The 22,614-nt window shown below is 70.1% G+C and carries 24 protein-coding genes and 1 pseudogene; 11 read left to right on the forward strand and 14 right to left on the reverse strand.

Annotated elements, in window-relative coordinates:
- The first annotated feature begins 145 nt into the window (after positions 1-145).
- From ABTZ03_RS09685 to ABTZ03_RS09715, 7 genes and pseudogenes are all read left to right on the forward strand, one after another.
- Entirely contained in the window at positions 146-634 is a 489-nt protein-coding gene (locus tag ABTZ03_RS09685) for an NUDIX domain-containing protein (protein WP_350512343.1), read from the forward strand.
- Between the two features lie 513 nt (positions 635-1,147).
- Positions 1,148-1,370 (forward strand): annotated as a pseudogene (locus ABTZ03_RS09690) (helix-turn-helix domain-containing protein); the annotation flags it as partial.
- A gap of 96 nt (positions 1,371-1,466) precedes the next feature.
- Complete coding sequence (locus ABTZ03_RS09695; RefSeq protein WP_350512474.1) at positions 1,467-1,625, forward strand: hypothetical protein; 159 nt, start codon at positions 1,467-1,469, stop codon at positions 1,623-1,625.
- A gap of 160 nt (positions 1,626-1,785) precedes the next feature.
- Complete coding sequence (gene tgmA / locus ABTZ03_RS09700) at positions 1,786-2,049, forward strand: putative ATP-grasp-modified RiPP (RefSeq protein ID WP_350512344.1); 264 nt, start codon at positions 1,786-1,788, stop codon at positions 2,047-2,049.
- Positions 2,049-3,020 carry an ATP-grasp ribosomal peptide maturase gene (gene tgmB, locus ABTZ03_RS09705; RefSeq protein ID WP_350512345.1) on the forward strand — a complete coding sequence of 324 codons (972 nt, stop codon included), beginning with the start codon at positions 2,049-2,051 and terminating at the stop codon, positions 3,018-3,020. The genes tgmA and tgmB overlap by 1 nt, the downstream gene beginning before the upstream one ends.
- The gene (gene tgmC / locus ABTZ03_RS09710) at positions 3,017-4,183 is read left to right on the forward strand and encodes an ATP-grasp peptide maturase system methyltransferase (RefSeq protein WP_350512346.1); all 1,167 of its coding nucleotides are present in this window, start codon (positions 3,017-3,019) and stop codon (positions 4,181-4,183) included. The genes tgmB and tgmC overlap by 4 nt, the downstream gene beginning before the upstream one ends.
- Before the next feature lie 72 nt (positions 4,184-4,255).
- Positions 4,256-4,552 carry a DUF6087 family protein gene (locus tag ABTZ03_RS09715; protein ID WP_350512347.1) on the forward strand — a complete coding sequence of 99 codons (297 nt, stop codon included), beginning with the start codon at positions 4,256-4,258 and terminating at the stop codon, positions 4,550-4,552.
- Between the two features lie 61 nt (positions 4,553-4,613).
- Here ABTZ03_RS09715 and ABTZ03_RS09720 read toward each other — a convergent pair whose 3' ends face one another.
- The 11 genes from ABTZ03_RS09720 to ABTZ03_RS09770 all read right to left on the reverse strand — a co-directional run bounded on the left by ABTZ03_RS09720 (position 4,614) and on the right by ABTZ03_RS09770 (position 16,364).
- Entirely contained in the window at positions 4,614-6,014 is a 1,401-nt protein-coding gene (locus ABTZ03_RS09720) for an IS30 family transposase (protein WP_502894427.1), read from the reverse strand.
- 89 nt (positions 6,015-6,103) lie between these two features.
- On the reverse strand, positions 6,104-6,568 hold the full coding sequence (locus ABTZ03_RS09725; protein ID WP_350512348.1) for a DUF4279 domain-containing protein: 465 nt from the start codon (positions 6,566-6,568) through the stop codon (positions 6,104-6,106).
- A 295-nt stretch (positions 6,569-6,863) separates the two neighbouring features.
- Entirely contained in the window at positions 6,864-7,784 is a 921-nt protein-coding gene (locus ABTZ03_RS09730) for a hypothetical protein (RefSeq protein ID WP_350512349.1), read from the reverse strand.
- A gap of 154 nt (positions 7,785-7,938) precedes the next feature.
- On the reverse strand, positions 7,939-8,637 hold the full coding sequence (locus ABTZ03_RS09735; RefSeq protein ID WP_350512350.1) for a hypothetical protein: 699 nt from the start codon (positions 8,635-8,637) through the stop codon (positions 7,939-7,941).
- 121 nt (positions 8,638-8,758) lie between these two features.
- Positions 8,759-9,748, reverse strand: a complete 990-nt coding sequence (locus tag ABTZ03_RS09740; protein ID WP_350512351.1) for a hypothetical protein — start codon at positions 9,746-9,748, stop codon at positions 8,759-8,761.
- Between the two features lie 87 nt (positions 9,749-9,835).
- A complete protein-coding gene (locus tag ABTZ03_RS09745) occupies positions 9,836-11,011 on the reverse strand; it encodes a hypothetical protein (RefSeq protein ID WP_350512352.1) in 1,176 nt (391 codons plus the stop codon).
- Positions 11,008-12,120, reverse strand: a complete 1,113-nt coding sequence (locus ABTZ03_RS09750; protein WP_350512353.1) for a hypothetical protein — start codon at positions 12,118-12,120, stop codon at positions 11,008-11,010. The genes ABTZ03_RS09745 and ABTZ03_RS09750 overlap by 4 nt, the downstream gene beginning before the upstream one ends.
- A 76-nt stretch (positions 12,121-12,196) precedes the next feature.
- Positions 12,197-13,531 (reverse strand): hypothetical protein, encoded by a 1,335-nt coding sequence (locus ABTZ03_RS09755; RefSeq protein WP_350512354.1) that lies wholly within the window; start codon positions 13,529-13,531, stop codon positions 12,197-12,199.
- Positions 13,532-13,894: 363 nt separating this feature from the next.
- Positions 13,895-14,698 (reverse strand): hypothetical protein, encoded by an 804-nt coding sequence (locus ABTZ03_RS09760; RefSeq protein WP_350512355.1) that lies wholly within the window; start codon positions 14,696-14,698, stop codon positions 13,895-13,897.
- Positions 14,699-14,735: 37 nt separating this feature from the next.
- Positions 14,736-15,506 (reverse strand): trypsin-like peptidase domain-containing protein, encoded by a 771-nt coding sequence (locus ABTZ03_RS09765; protein ID WP_350512356.1) that lies wholly within the window; start codon positions 15,504-15,506, stop codon positions 14,736-14,738.
- 222 nt (positions 15,507-15,728) lie between these two features.
- The gene (locus ABTZ03_RS09770) at positions 15,729-16,364 is read right to left on the reverse strand and encodes a helix-turn-helix domain-containing protein (RefSeq protein ID WP_350512357.1); all 636 of its coding nucleotides are present in this window, start codon (positions 16,362-16,364) and stop codon (positions 15,729-15,731) included.
- A gap of 114 nt (positions 16,365-16,478) precedes the next feature.
- Here ABTZ03_RS09770 and ABTZ03_RS09775 point away from each other — a divergent pair, with 114 nt between their 5' ends.
- Positions 16,479-17,297, forward strand: a complete 819-nt coding sequence (locus tag ABTZ03_RS09775; RefSeq protein ID WP_350512358.1) for an MBL fold metallo-hydrolase — start codon at positions 16,479-16,481, stop codon at positions 17,295-17,297.
- A gap of 53 nt (positions 17,298-17,350) precedes the next feature.
- Here ABTZ03_RS09775 and ABTZ03_RS09780 read toward each other — a convergent pair whose 3' ends face one another.
- A complete protein-coding gene (locus ABTZ03_RS09780) occupies positions 17,351-17,821 on the reverse strand; it encodes a MarR family winged helix-turn-helix transcriptional regulator (protein ID WP_350512359.1) in 471 nt (156 codons plus the stop codon).
- A gap of 189 nt (positions 17,822-18,010) precedes the next feature.
- Between ABTZ03_RS09780 and ABTZ03_RS09785 the strand changes: the two genes are divergently transcribed.
- From ABTZ03_RS09785 to ABTZ03_RS09795, 3 genes are all read left to right on the forward strand, one after another.
- A complete protein-coding gene (locus ABTZ03_RS09785) occupies positions 18,011-19,276 on the forward strand; it encodes an alpha/beta hydrolase (RefSeq protein ID WP_350512360.1) in 1,266 nt (421 codons plus the stop codon).
- A gap of 249 nt (positions 19,277-19,525) precedes the next feature.
- Positions 19,526-20,032, forward strand: a complete 507-nt coding sequence (locus tag ABTZ03_RS09790; RefSeq protein WP_350512361.1) for a hypothetical protein — start codon at positions 19,526-19,528, stop codon at positions 20,030-20,032.
- A 275-nt stretch (positions 20,033-20,307) separates the two neighbouring features.
- Positions 20,308-21,111 carry an SAM-dependent methyltransferase gene (locus tag ABTZ03_RS09795; protein WP_350512362.1) on the forward strand — a complete coding sequence of 268 codons (804 nt, stop codon included), beginning with the start codon at positions 20,308-20,310 and terminating at the stop codon, positions 21,109-21,111.
- Positions 21,112-21,142: 31 nt separating this feature from the next.
- Here ABTZ03_RS09795 and ABTZ03_RS09800 read toward each other — a convergent pair whose 3' ends face one another.
- Both ABTZ03_RS09800 and ABTZ03_RS09805 read right to left on the reverse strand, forming a co-directional pair.
- Positions 21,143-22,090: a helix-turn-helix domain-containing protein gene (locus ABTZ03_RS09800; RefSeq protein WP_350512363.1), complete on the reverse strand. Its 948-nt coding sequence runs from the start codon at positions 22,088-22,090 to the stop codon at positions 21,143-21,145.
- A 123-nt stretch (positions 22,091-22,213) separates the two neighbouring features.
- Positions 22,214-22,453 carry a DUF397 domain-containing protein gene (locus tag ABTZ03_RS09805; protein WP_350512364.1) on the reverse strand — a complete coding sequence of 80 codons (240 nt, stop codon included), beginning with the start codon at positions 22,451-22,453 and terminating at the stop codon, positions 22,214-22,216.
- Positions 22,454-22,614 lie beyond the last annotated feature (161 nt).

Raw genomic sequence — 22,614 nt, forward strand, 5'->3', positions numbered from 1 at the left:
GGCCCTGCCAGCTTGCTCCGGGGCCTAGATGAAGGTCTTGTCGAGCAACCCGCCGCCTTCCGTCAGCGACCCCCTCTGACGGAAGGCGGCTCGGACTTCGACATCTCTGTTGAACGAAAGGCGAGTTGAGATGAGTAGAGAGCTGATGCGTAAACCTCCGGGCCGACGCTCGGGGCAGCAGGCGTTCGTCGTACGAAAGAACCCCGACGGTTCGGGGGACCTCGAAGTTCTTCTGGTCGATCCCGTCTACAAGGACGGTATGACCCTCCCGGGCGGGAGCGCCGAGCGGGACGAGTTGCCGCACCTCGCGGCCCGGCGGCACCTGGAGACGGAGACCGGGCTCGTCCTGCCGCTGCGGGTGATCCTTGCGGTCGACTACGTCTCCGCCGCCGAGTTCCCCGAGGGGCTCAACCTGATCTGGGCCGGCGGGCTGATCGGGCCGGAACAGGTACAGGTCGTCCTCGCCCACACGCCGCCGGGGGAGATTCGCGGCCTGCACTGGGTCCCCCGCTACCGACTGGGCGTGGAGCTGGAGCCCGACCAGAGCCGCCGCGTCCACGACGCGTGGGACGCGTGGGAGAGCGGGGCCGGCCGACCGATGCTCCTGAGGGGCGTGCCGGTCCCGCTCGACTGATCCAGACCCCCGGTAGGGAGTTCCTGACGCTCCCGGCCAGACCCCCGCCCCGGTGACGACGCGCGACCCGCGTACGGCCGGGGCGGGTCTCAGGTTCCTGGTGGGCGAACCGCTCGGCTCGGTCTCGTGCCGCCAGGGTGCACAGCCGGAGATGGCCCGGCGTGCGCAGGCCGCCTCACCTCGCAAGTCTGGGTGAGGCGGCCAACATCCCAACTGATCAGGAGAGGCGCATGGGTGAGAACGCTCCCGAGAAGTGTTGGTGCGGGTGTGGGGCTCTCGCGGGACAGTGCACCCGCTGGTTCAAGTAGTCGCACGAATGAATGAAGTCGACTTGATTCATTCAGAGTTGAGGATCTCGGTGGAAGCAGTGGTTGAGGACGCGACGTGAACGCCTTCGGTGACGGCGAGGGCCAGGTCCCCGAGGGGGCAGACGAGCTGGCCGGCCTCTGCGAGCAGCTCCACGAGAGGTCGAAGGACGGGTATGCGGCCGGCGTCGGCGAACTGTTGGAGGACCTGGCGGCCTCGTCCGCGGAAACGCCCGCTCCCGTTGTGAAGAAGGGCAGCCGGGTGACCGGTGCCGCGCGTGAGAAGCTCGCGGCCGACCTCAAGAAGAAGTACGACTCCGAGGTAAGCATTCGTGCTATCGCGAAGGAAATCGGTCGTTCGTACGGCTTCGTGCAGGAGCTGCTGAGCGAGTCCGGGGGCGGTCCTTCGGGGCCGCGGTGGCAAGCCCCGACCTCCGAGGGTCGTCCGCGTCGAGGTCATCCCCGCACACGGCTATCTGCTGGAGATCGACGATTGCGACCTCAACCCGTGGGCGACCGAGGACGACATGACCCGTCACCTGGAAGAGGTCGTCACCGACCTGGCCCGTAACGCCCTTGGCATTGCTCCGAGGGTGCCGCTGACCATCCACATCACGACCCCGGCGGACGGCAACTTCGCCGAGGAGACCGTCATCCACCACACCCACGGCGAACCGCCTGGATGAGACACCCGTCCGGCGAGGAATCGACTGCCCTTCGAACGTCAGTCCCTTGCCGGAAGTGCTCTCCTAAATCTCCTTCCAGGACAGATAGTTGTTTCTTCTGGAAGGCCAGCAACACCGCAAGGTTCATCACACGCATCACAACCCGAAGTAGGGAGTCCTTGTGAACGTCACCGAACCCCAGCCCGCCACCACCGCCCGTCCGTGGGGCGCCGGGCGGCTCGCGCCGTACCCGACCACCACCCGACTCCCGTACGCGTCGGTCGCCATCGACGACCGGACGCAGCTCGGTGTCTTCCGTGACAGGTCCGGCCTGGTGGTCGAGATGGGCAAGCACGGCACCAGCAGCGGCACCGAGACCAACACCACCACGAACTCGGACTCGCGGAACGACCAGGGTCACGACCAGGACAGCACCCAGGACTGATGTCGACGACCGAGGAGAGGCCGGTTCTCGTGGTCACCGAAGCGGAGGACGTTACCGCTGACATGGTGATCACAGAGCTGAACCGGCGTGATGTGCCGGTGGTCAGGTTCAACCCCGCCGATATCGGTGTGGGGCTGACGGTCTCGGCTCGGTTCGGTACCTGCCCGGCCCCTGTGGCCGGGCAGGTACGTACCCCGTCGAGGACCGCCGACCTGGCCCACGTTCGGGCGGTGTACTGGCGCCGCCCCGTCTGGCCCACCTTCCAGAACTCCGGCCTGGGCGACGACGACGCCCGCTTCGCCGCCGCTCAGGTTCGCTATGGCCTGGGGGGCACCTTGTACTCCCTGGACGGCCCCCTGTGGGTGAACCGCCCTGCGAACGAAGCGGCGGCCGACTACAAGCCTGCCCAGCTTGCGCTTGCACAACGGCTCGGCCTGTCCGTGCCGGCCACGATCGTGACCAACGACCTGGACGAGGCCCGGAAGTTCATCACCGCCCACGGCCAGGTGATTTTCAAGACACTCCGGTGGACGTTGTACGAGCGCGACGGCGTGCAGCTCACCGGGTGGGTGGAGCCGGTTTCCGCGGACGAGCTTGACGACAGCGTGCGGGTGACGCCGCACCTCTTCCAGGCCCGGATCGACAAGATCGCCGACGTGCGAGTGCTTGTAGTCGGCCGCCGCTCCTTCGCTGTACGGATCGACTGTGACCTTCTGGATTGGCGCAGGGACTACTCCGCCCTCTCCTACACAGTCGTGGACCTGCCCGACGATCTGAACAAGGCGCTCCATGGCTTCTTGGACCACTTCGGGCTGGCCTCCGGGTCGTTCGACCTCGCCCTCGACCGAGCCGGCGACTACTGGTGGCTGGAGCTGAATCCGAACGGCCAATGGGGCTGGTTGGAGCAGGAAACTGGTCTGGAGATGTCCGCCGCATTTGCCGATCTGCTGACACGAGGAGAGACCGCATGACCGACACTGCGAACCATCGACGTGCCCTCGCCAACCGGCTTGAGAAGGCTGGCGTCCTCAAGACTCCGAAATGGCGCGCGGCCGTCGAGGCCGTTCCGCGTGAGGAGTTCCTGAACCCCGGGGTCTTCCTCCCTGAGGACGGCGGCCGGTGGCGGCCTGCTACCGCGTCGGGAACCGCGCCTGCCGCATGGGCGGAGATCGCATACAGCGACGAGTCGCTGACCACCCAGCTCGACGGGCACCTGACCGCCGACCAGGCCCGTGGCCTCGTGACGGGCTCACCCACGTCGTCGTCCACCACGCCCGTGACCGTGCTTGACATGATCGAGCGCCTGGACGTGGAGGACGGGCACCAGGTGCTTGAGATCGGTACCGGTACCGGGTACTCCTCCGCCCTGATGTGTCACCGTCTGGGAGAGGACAACGTGACGACGGTCGAGGTGGATCCAGACGTTGCGGCCCGCGCCGATGCGGCACTGGAAGCGGTTGGCTTCTCGACCTGGACCATCACCGGAGACGGCCTGCTCGGGCATCCTCGCCGCTCTCCGTATCACCGCGTGATCGCCACCTGCGCCGTCAGCCGCATCCCCTATACCTGGATTCGCCAGACCAACCCGGGCGGGATCGTCCTGGCCACGGTCGGCTCCTGGGGCTACGGGACTGGCCTGGCCAAGGTCGTCGTCAACGACGACGGTACCGCCGAAGGCCGGATCATCGACCGCTCCTCGTTCATGCAGGCCCGGTCCCAGGCCGTTGCGCCGATCGGCGGGGACCTGTCCGCCCGCACCGCCTTCCCCGAGAGTACTCGGCCCGCCACGGTGCCGCCGACGATCCTCAGTGAGTGGGTGCCGGCCTTCATCGCCCAGCTCGCCGCACCGGATGCTCAGCTCGTCCGGGCCACGGCGGCCGACGGCGCACAACTCCTGTACCTCTTCGACCCCGGCCGCGAATCCTTCGCGGAGTTCATCGCCGAAGGCGAGGCCTGGACTGTCCGCCAGGGTGGCCCCGTCGCCCTGTGGGACGTCGTCGAGCGGGCCCTTCTGGCATGGGAGGACGAGGGAGGACCGGAGATCACCGCCGTACAACTCCACATCGACAAGGGCACCCACACCTACTGGATCGGCGACAACCCGGCGCTTCGCTGGCAACACAGGCTGATCTGATCGCCAACAGCCGCCGCAGACGGGAACGAGGCCGTCCGACCCAAGTACCCTGAGAGGGACGAGGAGGGCAGTGTGGGCAGTGAGGAACCGTTGGACCGGTGGGCGGAACGCCGAAACCGCCGCATACGTCCGGTAGGCCAGCTAAAGGCCGTCATCATCGGCCACGAGGACCGGCCCTCTCACCTTCACCCGAACCTCCCCCGGCTGCTTCTCCGCTGGGACGGCTACCAGTGGCTCCCCGAGGAGTACGCGGAGAACTTCGCGGCTGCTCAACGACTTCTGCACGGAATCCCTGGTAACGGGGTGATCCAGGCGGCACCACCACCGCCACAGAAGAAGTCGGTCGGGCGGCACCGAAAGCCGGCCTGAAATGCGAAAAGGCCCCTCCCCGGAACTTAGGTTCAAGGGGTCGTCGCAACACCGCTTGGCTTCAGACGGTGAGTAGATCACGTAGACGCTCGGCTGGGGTATCCCAGCCGAGCGTCTTGCGTGGGCGGCTGTTGAGCTCCTGCGCGACGTGTTCGAGGTCTTCGGGACCGTGCAGGCTCAGGTCGGTGCTCTTCGGGAAGTACTGCCGCAGCAGCCCGTTGGTGTTCTCGTTCGAGCCGCGTTGCCAGGGAGAGGCCGGGTCGCAGAAGTAGACGGGCATGTCGGTGGCCATGCTGAACTGCCGGTGGCACGCCATCTCGGGGCCCTGGTCCCAGGTGAGCGAGCCGCGCAGGTGGGCGGGCAGGGTCTGGACGGTGCGGACGAGCCCGTCACGGACGGTCTCGGCGTCGTGGGTCTCGCCCGGCAGGTGGACCAGCATGGTGTAGCGGGTGCTGCGTTCGACCAGGGTGGCGATCGCGGAGCGTCCGCCCGCGCCGACGATCAGGTCGCCTTCCCAGTGGCCCGGCACGGCCCGGTCCTCGACGTCGGCGGGACGGTCGCTGATCATCACCATCGGGTCGATGAACCGGGACGTGCGCCGTTCGGGGTCCCGGCGCGGTTTGCGGCGCGCGCGACCGGTGCGGACGGCCGCCTGGACCTCCCGCTTCAGGCCGCCGCGGGCCTGGAAGTACAACGCCTGGTAGATCGTTTCCACGCTCACCCGCATGCTCTGGTCGTCCGGATGGGTCTTGGCCAGAGCGTGGCAGATCTGTTCCGGGGACCACCGCCGGCGCAGGCCGTCCTGGACGAAGTCGCGCAGCGGACCTTCGGCCAACAGCTTGGGCCGGCGCGCGGCGGAGGCTCTGTGAGCCGCGTAGGGGTGGTACTCGGCGGTGCCCGAGTTGTTCCGCAGCTCGCGCGAGATGGTGCTGGCCGGGCGCCCCAGGGCCCGTCCAATGGCCCGCATCGACTGGCCGGCGGCACGGAGGTCGCGTATCTGCTCACGCTCGGCGAGCGAGAGGAGTCTGGGGTGCAGCTTCTTCTCAAGGGACTTGAGGCTCACCGGCCTCGCCGATGCAGCGATGATCACACCGGACATCGTGACGGTTCCCGTCGTGTAGTTCACACGCCGGCCGTCGGGGTAGATCCACGAGTTGCTGGACTTCCGAATACCCCAGTCCCAGTCCTGGGCTGTGCGAGGGTGTGCCCCGACCCGCTCGGCGGCCTCCGGCCTGGAGGCGCCCTGGGCCCGCAGCTTCAGGTACTCCTCGCGCCCGGGGTGACCCAGGTGCCCGTAGCTGGCACCGGCTTTGCGAGCCAGCGTGAACGCCGTGTTCAGGTTCAGCCCCAGCTCACGTGCTACGGGGGAGACGCTTCCCACAGCATCAAGCCGTTCGAAGAACAGCCTCTTCAACTCCGGATCGAGCCTCTTACCGCCCACGGTCCTCGCAACTCCCATGATCATGAGTGTTGCGAGGACCACTAGAACCTAAGCAGGTCAGAGGGCCTTCCCTCAGCTAGGCGACGGAAGAGTCGACCTATACGTCGGGTTCAGTCCTCTCCGCCTCCCGCCATGTCGTACTCGTCGACATCCACCTCCGCGCCCGTGGCCAGGAGGAAGTCCAGCACGTCGCGGTCCAGGTGCCAGCCGAACAGGTTGATCTCGTCGGACGCCGGTTCGGGCTCCTCCTCGGGGTCGTCGTTGAAATAGCGGACGACCTGTAGGACCGGGGTCCAGGAAGTCTCGTCGGCGTCGAGTCCGCCGGTCAGCCGGGCGATGGCCGCCGTGTGCGGCCTGAGCCGCTCGATGACGCACGCGATCTGCTCGTCGACCCGCAGCCCGCGCTCGTTGCAGACGATCTTCCAACGGTGGCAGCGCGGACGGACGACCGGTGACGTGGACCGGCTCCCCCGCACGGCCGTCTCGTCCGGCTCGATACCGAGGAGTGCGGTGATCTCGTCGGCCGCGGTGCATTCGCTGGCGAGCGCGAAGTAGACGTACTGGTTAAGGGCCACCCGCGGTGGTTAGCGGCGGGCGGCCCGGTCGGGCCTCTGCTTTTTCGCTCGCGGTCACGCCGGAACTCCCGAACCACCCCCGCCGAGTTGGGGCGGGCAGCAGAACCCCGTACCGGCACCGACACAGCCTGGTGCCAGGCTGCCGGGCAGGCAGCCTGGGCGAGCGACAATCCGGGCTACGAGGCCGACGTCACGCCGGCCCCGCCGCTGAAGAAGATTCAGGTGGCGTACGGGCCGGCCTGCCGATAGTCGGGTGCCGGTTCTACAGCAGCGGAACTTGCAGACCACCGACCGCCTACCCTGCGGCTGCTCCGGCCGGCTCCCCCGCCTGCAGCGCCGATCTGGCGGCGAGTACGGCCGCCCGGACCCGCGCGGCTCCGGCCGCGGCCACGGCTGCTCCATCGCCGGCCTGGGCCGTTCTCCCGACGAGGCCGGCACACGCGGCGCAGATGCCCGGCTGTGGCACGGGGTCGTGGCACTTGGCGCACTCGGTGTAGCGGGGCTCGGAAGGCTGTTGCGGGGCACGAACCGGCGGCATCTTGCGCTGCAGGCGGCTGCGGAGCACACCGACCGGGGAGCGCAGGGGCACCGGCAGGCCGGGCAACAACGCCTGGGCCAGCTCCTGGACGGTGCTGCCGCGCTCCAGCCATTGGGCGACGAGTGGCGCCAACGCGATGGCCTCGGCCTCGCCCAGCCGCAGGCGGGGCTCGGGGCGGATCGCCCGGAACAGGGTGGCGACCGCCTCGCGGACCTGTTCGTCGGAGACCGCCGTGAACTGCTCGTCCGCCTCGTCCGCGAGATCGGCCTCGTCGGGCTGCTCGGCGGGGAGGGAGGTTCCTTTGTGCTGGTCCTTTGGAAGGGTGTCAGCACCACCGGCGGTCGCTTCACCGGGGACCGGACGGGTGGCACCCGGAGGCGCCGGGAGCTGCGGGGTGTCGTAGACGTGGGTCTCGGTGATGATCGTGCCGTCCGGCATGCGGATCTTCTCGACCCGGTAGTACCCGGCCGCGATCAGTTCCTTCAGGGCCTTGCGGATCGCCCCACGCCCCTGCGGGCTGGTGTCGGCCATGTGCCGGCCGTCCTCGCGCCAGCCGTCGGGGCGGGAGAGGAGATCGGCGAGCAGACCGCGGGCGGTGTAGGACAACCGTCGGTACTGCAGGACGGCATTGGGCAGCACGGTGAAGTTGCGCACGTGGGCGCTACGATGGACACGCATCGGGAGTGATGGCTCCTGTTGCCGGACCCCGGAGCGTTGGCGCGCTGCCGGGGTCATCTATTTTTGGTTGGTTCACGGAACGTACCACAACGGACAGACAGGCAAGTCCGGTTCATTTCAGCAGCACTGACTGTCCGACAGATTCGCCGGCCCGTCAGGAGAAGGACGTGTGCAGGTACCGGACGACCGGCACCGTGGCCAGCCAGGCCGTGACGGTCAGGCCCAGGGTCACCGGGAACGGCCACTGCATCAGGACGAAGAAGTAGACGCCCATGAAGACCGCCAGGGCCATCCCCATGGCCAGGATCGGCGAGCTATCCCAGAACCCCGAGTTGCGGCCGGGCAGTCCGAAGGCGGTCACCACCGTGCCCGCGGCGATCAGCAGCGTGGCTTCCACCATGCGGAGGGCGAGGGGCCAGGACAGGACCAGGTTGGTCGCCTCGTGCCCGCCGTGGGCGATCAGGATCACCTCGCCCTTCCAGATCTTCAGGTCCACGGCGGTGCCGGCCTCCACGTGCTCGTAGAGGGGCTCGTCGACCTCGTACTTCTTGGCGGGGCCCGTCCCCCGCGCGATGTTCAGGTAGTAACTGGCGCCGAAGTCGGTGGAGTTGGCCTCCCACTTCCTGGTGACCTTGCCGCTCGCCGGCAGCAGGCAGTCGGCGTCCGGGCCGGGCGTCGGGGTGTCGCAGAGGGGGGCGGTGCGGTAGGCGCCGCGCTCCTCGAAGGCGTTGACGAACAGGAGGAAGCCGAGGGCGACCAACGGCAGGCCCGCGAGGACGATCAGGGTGCGCGCGGCACGGGTCTCCCGCCACCGCCGCTTCGGCGTACCCGAAGTACCCGCCCGGTCGTCCATCGGATCCCCACCCGCCCCGCCCCGTCCGTGTGCGGCCCACCCCGGCGATCCCCCGGCCGCACGCCGGATGATGCCAGGGATGCCCGGCGGGCGCGAGGGAGTTCACCGAAGGCCCCGGTGCTCATTCCTTGGGCGGCCGGTCGTGGGCGGGTTTCCTGCGCAGCCGCTTCCGCTTCTTGCCGTCCTCCTCGATCTCCTGGACGTCCCAGGGGCCGGAGACGACCGACGGGGCCTCGCCGGAGATCACGGACGCGAGCGGGCTGCCGTCCTCGGCGTAGACGGTCGCGACGTCCGTCAGCTGCCAGAAGAGGTTGAGCTCGGGGTACGCGCTGAGGTTGTGATAGGTGCTGGACGAGAAGGACGTGCTCTGGGTGGACACGGTGAGTTGCTGGGTGGTGGTGGAGGACTCGCTCAGGGAGGCGGAGACGGAGGCGCTGAACGGGCCCCAGCCGACGCTGGCGCTCACACCGACGGAGGCGTTGGTGGTGTCGGACTCCGAACTGCTGTCCTGCATGCCCTGGGTGACGCTGTAGCTGACGGTCCGGCTCTCGCCGGGCGCCAGGCTGTAGGACTCCCCCGTGCAGTGCCAGAACTGTTCGCGGGTGACGGCGACGCCCAGCTCCACCTGGTCGTCCGTCGACGGGCTCACCGGGCTGCGGGTCGTGGCGCCGTGCTGGACGAGGCCGGTGGCGACCAGGATGCCGGGGCCGTCCTGGGGGATGAGGATGTCGGGGGTGGGCGCGGGAATCGGCCCGATGTTGTTGGGGTCCAGCAGGTCGTACCCGGAGAAGGTCATGGTGCTCTTGCCCGCCGGGTTCTGCAGGACGGCGGCGAAGGCGCCGGAGTAGTGGGACTTGGCCAGCCAGTAGCTGTCGGCCCAGCAGTCGCCGCCGATCACGACGGTGCCGCCGTCGGGCTCCAGCAGGAGCCCGGGCCGGCCCGCGGTCCACTTGCCGTCGGCGGGGCCGCACAGGTCGCCGGCCTGGTCGAGGTAGAAGAGGTCGAGGGGGATCGAGAGGTCGTTGAGGACGACGATCTCGGCCCTGGACTTCCTGGGGGGCGAGGCGAGGGTCCCGTCGATGGCCGCCTGGTAGGTGTCTGTCATTCGCATGGTGGGCTCCGGTCGCCGGCCGCGCGTCCACGGGCGGGGCGGGGTCGGTCAGTCGGTCGGTCAGTCCGGTCGGTCCGGTCAGTCCGGTCAGTAGTCGGGCTCGTCGGTGAGGTAGTAGAGGCGCGGGCCGCGCTCGGTGTGCACGAGGGCCAGCGGCCCCTGGGTCGCCACCTTGGCGGCGACCGGGAGGCGCAGGTCGGCGGTCAGGTCCCACCACTGCCAGCCCGCGTCCGGCCCCAGCCACAGGCACAGGTGGTTGCCGTCGTCCACGTAGCACACCCAGGGGCGGCCGTCGCGGCCCAGCGCGGTCGCCACCGAGCTGTTCGCGGCCACGACCGGACGGGCGCCGTTCCGGGTCGTGCGGATGTCCTTGTTGGACCACCCGTTGATCCAGTCCGCCCAGAACGGTTCGGACGCCCGGTTCCACAGGGCGACGCCGGTCATGGCGTCGGCGCCCGCCGCGGCCGCCAGCGCGCTGCCGTCCCCGGGCTGCCGGATGCCCAGGGAGCCGAGGTCCTGCCATTTCCAGCCGCCCACGTCCCCGAAGCCCCGCGCCTCGACGAGGTTGCCCGGCCGGTCCGCGTAGAAGACGCGCCGGCTGTCCTTGCCCCAGCCGACGGCGGAGAGCCCGCTGAGCGGGGACGCGGCGGGCAGGCCGGTGATGTAGGCGGTGAGGTCGGTGTACCGCACGCCCGACCCCAGCTCCTCCACCTCGATGAGGTGGTCGGCGCCGTCGAAGTAGTAGACGAAAGCGGCCCGCCCGTTCTGGAGCGCGGTCAGCGGACTGCGCGGCGAGACCCTGGGGAGCCTGGGGTCGGCGCCCCAGGTCCAGTCGCCCCGGAACGTCAGGACGACGAGCTGACCGGTGTCGTCCGCGTAGCAGAGGGACATCGTCCCGGCGCGCATCCCGGCGGAGGCCAGCGGGCTGTTCCACGCGGCAGCGGTCGTGCCCTGGTCACGGGTGAAGTTGCGGTAGCCCCAGCCGTTCCCGTCGGTCGTCAGTTCGCCGACGGCGCCGTCGGTGTTCGCGTAGTAGACCCGCCGACTGTCCTGCCCCCAGGCCACGGCGGCCAACCCGCACGTCAGGGAGGGGAAGGGGGCCGGTCTGAGGAGGCCGGGGCCCACCTTCGTCCCGGCGGCGATGTTGAGGTTGGTCCAGTGGAACGAGCCGTCCGGCTCCCGGGCCACCTCGATGACCGCCGTGTAGTCTCCGCCCGGGGTCACGCCCAGGGGGCGGGCACCCGCGGTCGTCCTGGTCGTCATGATCGCCTCCGACTGACGACGGCGTGCTGCGGGGGCTGCGGGAGCTTCGGGGGCTTCGGCCGGGGCGGCACGGGTACCGGATCCACGGTCACCGGGCCAACCCCCACCGGGCCAACCCCCACCGGGCCAACCCCCACCGGGCCAACCCCCGCCGGACGCACCCCCGCCGGACGCACGGAGACGAGTTCGGGCACGTCCACCTCATCCGCCCGCAGGGCGGACGTGCCCGGCTTCCCGGCGTCCAGTTCGTCGACGTTGACGGGCCCCCAGACGACCGTCGGGCCCTTGGCGGAGACGACCGACGACAGCGGCGTCCCCGTGTCGTCGAACACCGTGACGATGTCCGTGAGCTGCCAGAACAGGCACATCCGCCCGTGGGCGGTGTCGTTGTCGTACTCGTTCGAGGTGAAGCACGTCGTCTGGGTGGACACGGTGACCTGCTGCGTCGTGGTCGAGGACTTGCTCAGGGAGGCGTTGACGGAGGCGCTGAACGGGCCCCAGCCGGCACTGGCGCTCGCGCTGACCGAGGCCGACACCGTCTTGGAGTCCGAGGAACTCTGCTGGATCCCTTGCGTCTGCGTGTAGTTGACGGTCTTCCGCTCGCCCGCAGCGAGGCTGTACGACTCCGGCAGACGCTGCCAGAACTGCTCGCGGGTCACCACGTTGCCGTTCGGCAGCTCTCCCGCCCCGACCAGGATCCGCGGCCCGTTCGGCGGGACGACGACGGTACTGGTGGGCACGGGGGTCGTGCCGATGTCGTCCGGGTCCAGGAGGTCACGGCCGGTGAGGGTCACGGCGGTGTCGTCCGCCTCGACCCCCCAGGCCGCCGCGAAGGCACCCGAGTACCCGGCCTTGGCGACGAAGTAGGAGGACCGGTCGGTGTTCGTCCAGGTGCCGGTGGCTCCGGGGTCCAGGATCTGGCCCGGGTAGCCGGGGGCCAGTCTGCGGAGGCGCCGGTTGCTGCCGTACAGCAGGCCGTCGCGGCCGACCCAGTACACCAGCAGGTGCACCGGGGTGGCGTTGGTGACCGTCAGCTTCGTCCGGCGCCCGCTGTCCGTGGACGCGAGCGTTCCGCTGATGGCGAGCCGGTAGGTCTCGGTCATGCGCATGGGTGGCTCCCTTCGCGCGGTGGGTCGTGGCGCGGGCCCCGCCGGGGCGGCCGGGCGGCCTGGCACGGCGCGCCGGCTACTCCTCGCTCGTGTAGTAGAGGCGTGGGCCGTCGGTGCGGATGGCGGCGAACGGGCTGGGCACACCGGTGGCGACGTCGGGGAGGTCCAGCTCGGCGCCCAGGTTGCGGGAGGTCCAGGTGCCTCCGGCACCCCGCAGTTCGATCAGGTTCCGGTCGCCCACTGACGGGTCCCCCACTGACAGGACGTCACTCGGGGCGTCCGGGACGCCTGCGGCGCCTGTTTCGGCGGCGCCCAGGTAGTACACCCGGCTCGCCGAGCGATCGGCCTCGGCCACGGCCGCCAGGGGGCTGCCGGCGGCCGCCGCGGGGGCTCCCGCACCGTCGTCGGCCTCCGCACCGGCATGGTCGACCTCCCACCCGCGGCCGTTGAACCCCACCTCGACGGCCATCCGGTCGGCGTCCAGGTAGTGGAGCCGCGGATGGCCGTCGGAGGTCAGCAGGACCGCAGGCCGGCTGCCGGCCGCCGCGGCCGGCGCTCCGTAGGCGGACAGGTCGCACACCTGCCAGCGCGCGCCGCCCTCGGGGTTCTTCTTCGCGCCCTCGACGACCGTGTGCTCCAACTGGACGGGGCGGTTGCGCTCGTCGAGGAAGTACACCAGGCGCGCGTCGGTCCCGTACCCGGTGGCGGTCAGGCCGGTGAGCGGGGAGGGGGTCGGGCACCCCTCGACGCCGGAGGTCGGCTCGCTGACCGACCAGCCCTCGGCCCCCAGCCAGGACGCCTCGACGAGGCGGCCCCGCACGTCCAGGTAGTAGGCGTACTCACCCCACTCGGTGACGACGGCGGCCAGCGGGCTGATCGGGGAGGCGCGCGGGGCGTCGACGCACACGGCGTACGTCCACTCCGCGCCCGTCCCCTCGCCGTTGCGTTCCGCGTCCGGCTCCGCGCCGCGTTCCGCCAGCCGGACGAGGCGACGTCCGCCGTCGAAGTAGCAGACTCGCAGGCCGCCGAGCTGTCCGACCACTGCCAGGGCGCTGCCCACGTCGGCGGCGGGGGCGCCGGTCTCGGTGCTCAGGACGCGGTACCCGGCCCAACGGCCGTCCGGCGACGACGCCTCGTGGACCGCTTCGACCACACCCCGGTCCGGATCCTGGTAGTAGACCCGCCGGTCGTCCGAGGCCGGTCCCGCGGCCGATCCCACGGCCGATCCCACGGCCGTCAGGCCGCTGCCCGCGATCGGCAGCGGGCTGACCCGGTGCCAGACCGACTTCGCCGCTCCGTCACCGGCCTCCGGTGGACCGGGCGCCCGCTCCGCCGAGAAGTTGATGTCCGAGTACACCCACTTCCCGTCCTCCCGGGCCACTTCGATGATGCTGTAGACCTTCTCGGCCATCCTGGTTGCGCCCCCGTCCCTTCCGTCCGCCGGACGTGACCACGACAACGTCCCGGCCGATACCGACAGTTACCCCTCCGGTCCCGGCTCCGCCGGTCGGCTCAGGACCGGTGGCGCCACCGCTCTCCTCCTTCCACCGTGCGCCCGTGCGGCAGCCGTCGCATCCGGGACGGGGAACCGAACCCGACGGGGAACCGAACCCTAGGGCGTGTCTGACAATTCGCGTCGGATCAGCGCGCGGCGTCGGGGTGCGTGCATCGCAAGGCGGAGGAGGGAGTCCATGCGGAGCATCGGCGACCGACGACAACGCGGCGAGGCGCGTGCCCCGGCGTCGCGCGCCCGGCGGGAATTGTCAGACACGCCCTAGGAGGCCCGCCACAGCTTCAGCCTGGCGAGCCAGCGCAGGACTTCCTCGTACGCGACGCTGACAGCCCCGTCTGCGAGTGCCTGCGGTGAGGCCGGAATCCTGGAGGCCATGGAGAAGACCTTGCCGCTCTCGAGCTTCGTTCCGTAGCAGTGGACGCCGACGATGTTCCGATCGTCCACGGCGACGATCGCGGCGCCGGAATCCCCCTCACGCGTGGGCACATTGCCCTCGACCTCGATCAGGGTCAGCGGCTGCACGCTGAAGAACTGCTGGTTGACGAGGTTCGTGTCGTCCAGTGACCTCGGCAGCCAGAACGACAGGTCCACCACCCGTCCGCTCCGGACGAACCCCGTCTGCGATCCGAGCCACTGCACCTGCTCGCCCTCGCGCGGTTCCCGGACGGCGAGCGGAAGGTCCGCATCGTTGAGTCCCGGAATCCGGTACGACGTCGCCGTGGGATCGCCGGACACGTCGATGTAGGCGAAGTCGAAGCGGGAGGTGATGCGTTCCTCCGGCGAGTCCGCCCCCGAACCGATGAAGGCCGCCACGTCCCGATAGGTCCGGCGGACCGACCGTCCGGCGACGGACCCGATCCGCTGCACCTCGCCCACGGTGCCGGCGGCGCCGGGCTGGAAGACGGCCGCGTTGAGGTTGTCCACGATGTGACCGGCCGTGATGACGACGTCCCTGACGGGGGCGCCCCACCTCACCTTGGCACCCAGGGTTCCGGCGAGCGGCATGTCGCCGGCTTGGATCTGGTAGCCGCCTGGGCACGGCTTCCGGTAGCTGTTCAACGGCATGAGCGCCGGACCTCCGGCAGGATCGGCTCTTCAGGCACTAGGAATTGCGCCACTCCTTGAACTTCTCCACCCACAGGACGACTTGCTTCGAGCTGGCGGAGAAGGTCCCACCGGCCAGGTCCTGGGGGGTGGGCGGGATCCAGGACGCCCAGGTGAAGGGCCGGCCGCTCTTGTTGCTCGCGCCCCAACAGTGGATGCCGATGAGCTGTCCGTCCTCGGCCACGACGGCGGCACCCGAGTCACCGTCCCTTGAGGGAGTGCTGCCTTCGACCTCGATCAAGGTGACGGGCCACACGGGCACCAGCCCAGTCCTATCGGTCCTCAGCAGGGCCCCCGAGAGGTCCACCACCCGGCCGCTCAGGACCGTTCCCGTCGCCGAGCCGAGCCAGCGCACCCGATCGCCGTTCCGCGGCGACCGCACGACCAGCGACTGATCGGTTTCATGGATCCCCGGAATCTGACGCGAGGTCGCCGTCGGGTTGATCGTCACATCGGCGAAGGCGAAGTCGAAGGTGCTGACGACGTGATGCCCGTCGACGGGGGTGAGGAAGTCATCGAGGTCCCGGTAGGTCTTCAACGGAGACCTCTGTGTGACACAGCCTATTCGCTGGACCTTCGCCGCGAGGGGAGACGGCTGGAAGACGATCGCGTTCGCGTTGTCCACGATGTGGCCGGCGGTCATCAGGACGTCCCTCGGGGGATCGCCCCAGAGCACCTTCGCCCCCAGCGTCCCGGCCGTCATCATGTCGCCTGCCTGGATCCGGTATCCGCCCGGACAGGGTTCCATGAGCTGGGTCAGTTCCGGCATGCGTGTCATCCCTCCACAGCGATGACTGATCCGCCGATGCCTGATCCGTCGATGCGTGATCAGAGTGTCGCTTCGGCTCAGTTCCATCCTGGACGCCCACCGGACCCGCGGCCACCTCGGCCGGACGGGTAGGCAGCCACCCCGCCCCCGAACGGACCGGGGCGCAGCCGCGGCCCGCAGCCGGCGGCCCGATCAGGCCCGGTCAGGGCCAGTCAGGCCCGGTCAGACCCGGCGCGAGATGACCATCAGGTACTCGCAGGGGGCGTCCGTCCGGTTGGCGAAGCCGTGGTCCGCGTCGGCCTGGAAGAACAGGGAGTCGCCCGCGTCCAGGGTCTCGCTGATCCCGCCGACCGCGACGGTGAGGGTGCCGTCGAGCACCACGATCTGCTTCTCCGTCCCCGGCGGGTAGCCGGGCAGCAGCCCGGTGGAGACCTGTGCGGGGAGGCGGTGGACGACCAGTTCGGATCGGCCGGCGCCCGGGGCCGCCGACACGATGTGCCGTTCGAAGCCGGTCTCCGGGTCGCGGAAGACGGGGCGCTCGGCCTTGCGCAGGACGACGGCCGCGCCGGAGGCGGCGTCCGCCGGTGCCCCGATCAGGTCCGAGAGCGGCACGTCGAGGGCGTGGGCGATCCGGGACGCGATGCCGATCGTCGGGCTCTTCTCGCCGCGTTCGACCTTGGACAGCATCGCCCGGCTGACCGACGAGCGGACGGACAGCTGCTCCAGCGTCAGTCCCGCCTCCTCGCGGCACCGGCGCACGTTGCCGCCGAACGCGCCGGCCGGCTCGTCGCCGTGCCGTGGTCCGGCCGTGTTCCCGTCCTGCCCGACTTGCGCGTCTCGCCCGTCCTGCTCGACCACCGTGCTCCTCGATCCATGGATCCCCCGCTGCCCACAGTGTAGGGTTTCTTCTAAAGAAGATTCAGTCTTCTATCAGAGAATCGCAATGCACGCCCGATCCGACGGAGGGGTTCCATGCACTTGATCTCACACGGCCGGCACCACGCCACGTTCGCATTCGGCGACCTGCGGGTCGTCTCGTTGCGGGACGGGTACATCGACATGCCGCCGACCCGGCTGCGCGACGAGTGCGGGCACCCGCTCGACGAACTGCCGTCCGCCGTCCCGCTGGTCGGCGACAACCTGCGACTGTCCGTCAACGCGTTCTTCGTCACCGACGGCACCCGGTCGGTCCTCGTCGACACCGGCGCGTCCGACGTCTGGCACGAGCCCACCATGGGGCTGATCCACGACGCGCTCGACGAGGCGGGGATCGACCGCGCGCGGATCACCGACGTGGCCATCACCCACCGGCACGAGGACCACGTGAGCGGACTGATCGCGCCGGACGGCACGGAGGCGTTCACCGGTCTCGAACGGGTGTGGATCGGCGCGGGCGACGCCTCGGTGTTCACGGGACGGCTCGCACCGCTCCGCGACCGGGTCGTCCCGGTGTCGGAGGAGGTCGCGATCAACGACTGGACCACCGCGCTCCCGACCCCGGGCCACACCCCCGGCCACACCGTCTACGAGGTCCGGAGCGGCGCCGGCCGCCTGCTGCTCTGGGGCGACACCGTCCACGTCCCCACCCTGCAGTTCGACCGGCCGGACGTCGCCTGGGAGTACGACGGCGACCAGCCGCAGGCCCGCGCCGCGCGGGCGGCCCTCCTCGAACGGCTCGTCCGGCCGGACCACTTCGTCGCGGGCGCCCACCTCGACTCCCCCGGCATCGCCCGGGTGACACCCTCCCACCAGGGCTATGCGCTGGAGTACCTGGCCCCGCCGATCGGCTGACCCGGCCCGTCAGAGCCGCGTCACGGCCGCGTCACAGCCGCGCCAGAGCCCCTTCAGAGCCGGTCGTAGATGCCGACGAGGTGCCGCAGGACGTCGGTCGCGGCCTCCAGGGCCTGGACGTCGTGGTGCGCGAGTGCGGCGTCCAGCGCCTCGGTGAGGGCGGCCTGGCGTTCCCGGTGGCGCTGCCGGCCGGCGTCGGTGAGGGCGACCAGGACCGAGCGCTTGTCCCCCTCGGGGCGTTCGCGGGTGACATAGCCGGCCGCGGCGAGGCCGTTGACCAGCTGAGTGGTCGCGGCGCCGGTGGTCTCGGTGGCGGCGGCGAGGCGGCCGATCGGGAGCGGGCCGGTCTCGGCGAGGGCGCGCAGGGCGCGGGCGTGGGTGAGGGAGAGCGCGCCGGCGGTGCGGGTGGCGCGTCCGCGCAGGCGGGAGTCGGCGGCGCTGAGGCTGTAGGCGGCGCGGGCGAGCTGGTCGAGCGCCGGGCCACGGGCGGGGGTGGGGGTGGGGGTGGGCTGCTGGTCCGGCACGATGCGGTCTCCTCGGCGGGCGGGGTGGAGCGGGACGGGACGAGACGGGGTGAGTTGACAAGGATTCTAGCCTAAGTACTTAATAGTTAAGTACTTAGGTGTTTCCGCACGGCACGGCCGCACCGCCCGCGACACCCGCAAGGTCCGCACCGGCCGTCGGCACCCCCTTTCCCCGAGAGGACACCCCTCATGACCGTTCGTTCCACCGGCCAGAGCTGGGCCCTGGACATCGCCCTCGCCCAGGGCGGCTTCGACGCCCTGCACCCCCAGGCCAAGGGCACCCTGGAGCAGCTCGGCCACGACCACACCGACTTCGACAAGGTCTTCGACCTCGTCCGGAGCGGCGTGATGCTGCCCAAGGCGTGGGCCACCATCGCCGGCCAGGCCGAGGAGCGCGCCGCCCACCACGAGGCGAACGGCTTCCAGCAGACCGCCGCCGACCTGTACGTGCGCGCCGCCGTGATGTGGGGCCGCGCCCAGTACTCGATCTTCGACGCTGCGGACCCGCGCAAGCTCGCCTTCCGCGCGCACGCCGACCACTGCGTCGAGCGCCTGGGCACCCTGCGCGGGAACCGGGTGCGCCGGGTCGTCCTCGACTTCGAGGGCAAGCAGATCTTCGCCCTGCTCCACCTGCCCGCCGGTGAGGTCAGGAACGCCCCCGCGGTGATCCTCGGCCCGGGGATGGACATGATCAAGGAGGACTACATCCACGCGGCCGAGCGGTACTACACCTCGCGCGGCATGGTGGCCCTGTCCATCGAGGGCCCGGGCCAGGGCGAGAGCCGGGCCAACGGGCTGACCGTCGACCTGACCAACTACGAGCGGGCGATCGGCCGCTACATCGACCACCTGGCCTCGCTGCCGCAGGTCGACCCGGCACGGATCGGCATGTTCGGCATCTCGATGAGCGGCTACTGGGGCTCCCGCGCCGCCGCCACCGACCCCCGGCTGGCCGCCCTGGCCGCCTTCGAGGCCGTCACCGGCGACTTCCGGACCATCTTCGAGCGGGCCCAGCCCACCTTCAAGAACAACTACATGTTCATGGCCGGCTACACCGACGAGGAGGCCTTCGACACCGAGCTGGTCGCCAGGATGCCGCTCGGCGACCTGGTCCGGCAGATCACCTGCCCGGTGCTGTACGGCATCGGCGAGTTCGACGAACTCACCGTCCTGGAACAGGCCCTGGCCAACTACGAGCGGATCCGCGCCCCCAAGGAGATGCGCGTGTACGAGAACGAGTTCCACCCGCTGGGCGGCACCGCCGCCGAGGTCTTCCGCTTCGGCGCCGAGTGGGTCGAGCGCGCCCTGAACGGCGAGTTCGCCGAGCCCGGCCGCGACGTGCGCCACTACGTCCACGCCGACGGCCGCACCACCGACGGCACCGCCCACCCCAGCTGGTGGCTCGGCACCACCCCCGCCCAGATCGCCGACGCCCGCCGCGCCCGCCGCGCCTGACACACCGGCCGGGCGCCTCGACGGAGGCGCCCGGGCGGTGATCGAACGTCCATACGTGAAATGGGGCACCCGTGCGAATGGAGAGCGTCAACACGCGCCCCGGCACCGTGGTTTTGCAGCAGGGTCGTTGACGGCCTACCGGGCCAACTTTGCCCAGTACATTGATGACCGGCCCCGGGAGCGGGGCGCCCCTCGATCCGTCGCACACCGCGCGCCCACCCTGCGGCCCGCGGTGAGGAAGAGACGCGCATGGAGCACGGCATCCCGGAAGCACCGGTCACCCCGCACACCGCGACCCCCGCCCCCGGCCGCACGCCCTTGGGCTTCGGGGCGTTCGTCACCCTCTCCCGAGGCCGCTACCTGCTGTACGCCCAGGCGCGGCTGCAGGACGACCGGGCGGGCGAGGCCGCGGTCGCGGAGGCCCTGCACTGCACGCACCTGCACTGGGAGGTCGTCCTGCAGAGCCCCAGTCCGGCGAAGGAGGCCTGGTCCGCGCTGCGCCGCTCGGTGACCGCGGCGCGGCGCGGGCGCGACGACCCGGACGCGGCGGCCGTCGGGGAGGACCTGCTGCACCGCCTGCTGCCCGGCCAGATCGCCGACATCGTCCTGCTGCGGCACCGCCTCGGCCTGGCCCCGGAGACCGTCGCCGCCCTGATGGGCACCGAGGTGTCCGTGGTCGAGGCCGGCGTCCTGACGGCCAAGCGGCTGCTCGACGAGTACGCGTCCGACCTGAGGGAGGTCATCCCACACATCTGAACACCTGAGCACAGCTGAGCACATGAGCGCGCATGAGTGCTCGCGAGAGCGAGCGAGAGCACATGAGCGCACGTGGGAGCACATGGCAGCGCACCAGCGCGCCGTCCGGCACCGGGGGGCCGCACCGGTACTCCAGAACGCCGGAGCGCGGCCAGAAGTTCCCTCTCCGTGTCCGCGCCACCCCATAGGGTGATGGCGCCCGCCGCCATGCCTTCCCTACACTGATCGGCAACTGCCCTGCCGCTGGACGGGGTTGGCGACCGTTGAAGGGCCCGATGGGGATCAAGAACGACGGCATCGACGTGACCGTGCCCAGTGATGCCAGAGTCTACGACTGGCTACTGGGCGGGTCGATCAACTTCTACGCCGACCGGAGAGCAGCCGAGCGCCTGCTCCAGATCGCGCCAACCAGCCGACAACTGGTCCTGAACAACCGGTGGTTCCTCCACCGGGTGGTCCACGCACTGGCCACCGAGTACGGCGTCCGCCAGTTCCTGGACTACGGCTGCGGGCTGCCGCTGGGCGACAACCTCCACCAGGTCGCCCAGCGCGTCGACCCACGCTCGCGCATCGTCTACGTCGACAAGGACCCCATCGTGATCGCGTACGGGCGCGAGTCCTTGGACGAGAACAACCGCACCGCCCTCATCAGGGCCGACATGACCGACACCGAGGCCGTCTTCGGCCACCCCGCCGCGCTGGACCTGATCCACCCGGACGAGCCCACCGCCGTCCTGTTCGCCGCCGTCCTGCACTGCCTGCCGGACGAGCAGCATCCCGGCGAGCTCATCCGACAGGTCGTGTCACGGCTCGCCCCCGGCAGTTTCGTGGTCGTCTCCGAACTCGTCAGCGACGACGCCCGCGTCCGCACCGAGGTCAGCGAGCTGATGAACCGGCAGGTGCCCAGGCACTGGGGCCGGGTCCGGGAGAAGGAGGACGTCCACTCCTACTTCGAAGGACTGGACCTCGAACGGCCCGGCCTGGTCGACGTCGCCGACTGGCGGCCGGCCTCCGACCTGCAACAGCACCAGCGCAGCCGGGAGTTGACGGCGTTCGGCGGCCTGGCCCGGGTCCCGTGAGGGCGGCCGGACCGTGCCTCCCGAACAGGACCTAGGAGTACCGCTCGACGGCGCTCTCGATCAGGCGCATGCTCTGGAACCGCGTGGCGGCCCGCGCCTTCATCTTCACCAGCAGCTGCAGGTGCCGCTCGTAGTCCGCCCCGTTGTTGCGCCCGCCCGCGACCCCTGTGGCCTTGGGACGGTAGTCGGCACTCTCGTACCCCTCCAGGTAGATCATCGGCGGCGGCCCGCCGGCGTCGAACTCCAGGTGGGTGATCGAGGCCATCTGCAGACCGATGATCCTCGCCATCGGCACCACCCGGAGCTTGATCCCGGGGGTCAGGGCCATCGCGTGCAGGTGGAGCATCTGCCCGGCCATCACGCTCTTGTCCTCCACCAGCGGTTGCAGCACGAACTCGCTGATCAGGATGCTCGCCAGCTCCGGCGGCGAGTCGAGGAAGCGGCGCTTGCGCTCCATCCGCAGCCCCACCGCCAGCTCCACCTTGTCCTGCTCGCTGGACAGGAAGTGCCGCTCGATCATGTCCCGCGCGTACGCCTCGGTCTGCAGGACGCCCGGCACCACGAGCGCCTCGTAGGTGTCGATCCGGCGCGCGGCCTCCTCCAGGCCGATGAAGGTGGTGAGGTAGCCGGCCGTCGGTTCGAGGTACCGCGACCACCACACCGGCCGTCGCGCCTGCGCCGCCAGCTGCATCAGCTGCGCCTCTTCGTGGGCGACCATGTTGTACCGGCGGGCGAGCGCCCGGACGTCGATCTCCTCGGGCGGGCTCTCCCCCCGTTCCAGCCGCGAGAGCGTGGAGTTCGAGAACCCCGTGTTGCGGACCGCCGCCGTCTGGGTCAGGCCCAGGCTCTCGCGCAGCGCTTTCAGCCGGCAGCCGAGGATGAGGGCTGCGGCCGGCGGATTGTTGGCGGGGTCCGCGCCCGCCCGGCGGTGCGGAATCACTCGGGCGAGATGATCGCCGTTCTCGAAAAGGGTGGGCACGGGGGCTCCAGGTGCGACTCTATTTTGCTCATCGTCGCATATGCGAAGCCCACGCGCCCCACCCTCACGCGAATCCGGCCGGAACTTGTGCGGAAGCCGACCCGGAGTCGTAAAATGCCAAAATCAGGCAACAAACATGTGATCGAATTCGCCGTTCCGGACGCCGCCGAAGAACACCTCGATCTCCCTGGCCGTGAAGATCAGGGCGACACCGTCCGGGTCGGTGGAGTTGCGCACGGCGGCCCCACCCTGCGGCAGGCGCGTCATCTCGACGCACACCCCGGTGTCGGCGCTGGCCGCCGCCTTGATCCAGGTCGCTCCCTCGATGTCCCCGGCGGGCATTCCATTGATGAAAGTCTTCATAGGATCATCCTTCCAATGCAACGATGTGACATTCTCTCGACGCATAGCCGATCCGGGCATACCCGATCAGGGCATGCCGAGATCCGGCCACGGGCCGATAGTCGGTGAGGGGCAAAAACAAGCGGACCACAAATTGAAAATAAATAGAGATGTGTTGTGAT

Source organism: Kitasatospora sp. NPDC096077 (genome assembly GCF_040303245.1).
Classification (GTDB): Bacteria; Actinomycetota; Actinomycetes; order Streptomycetales; family Streptomycetaceae; genus Kitasatospora.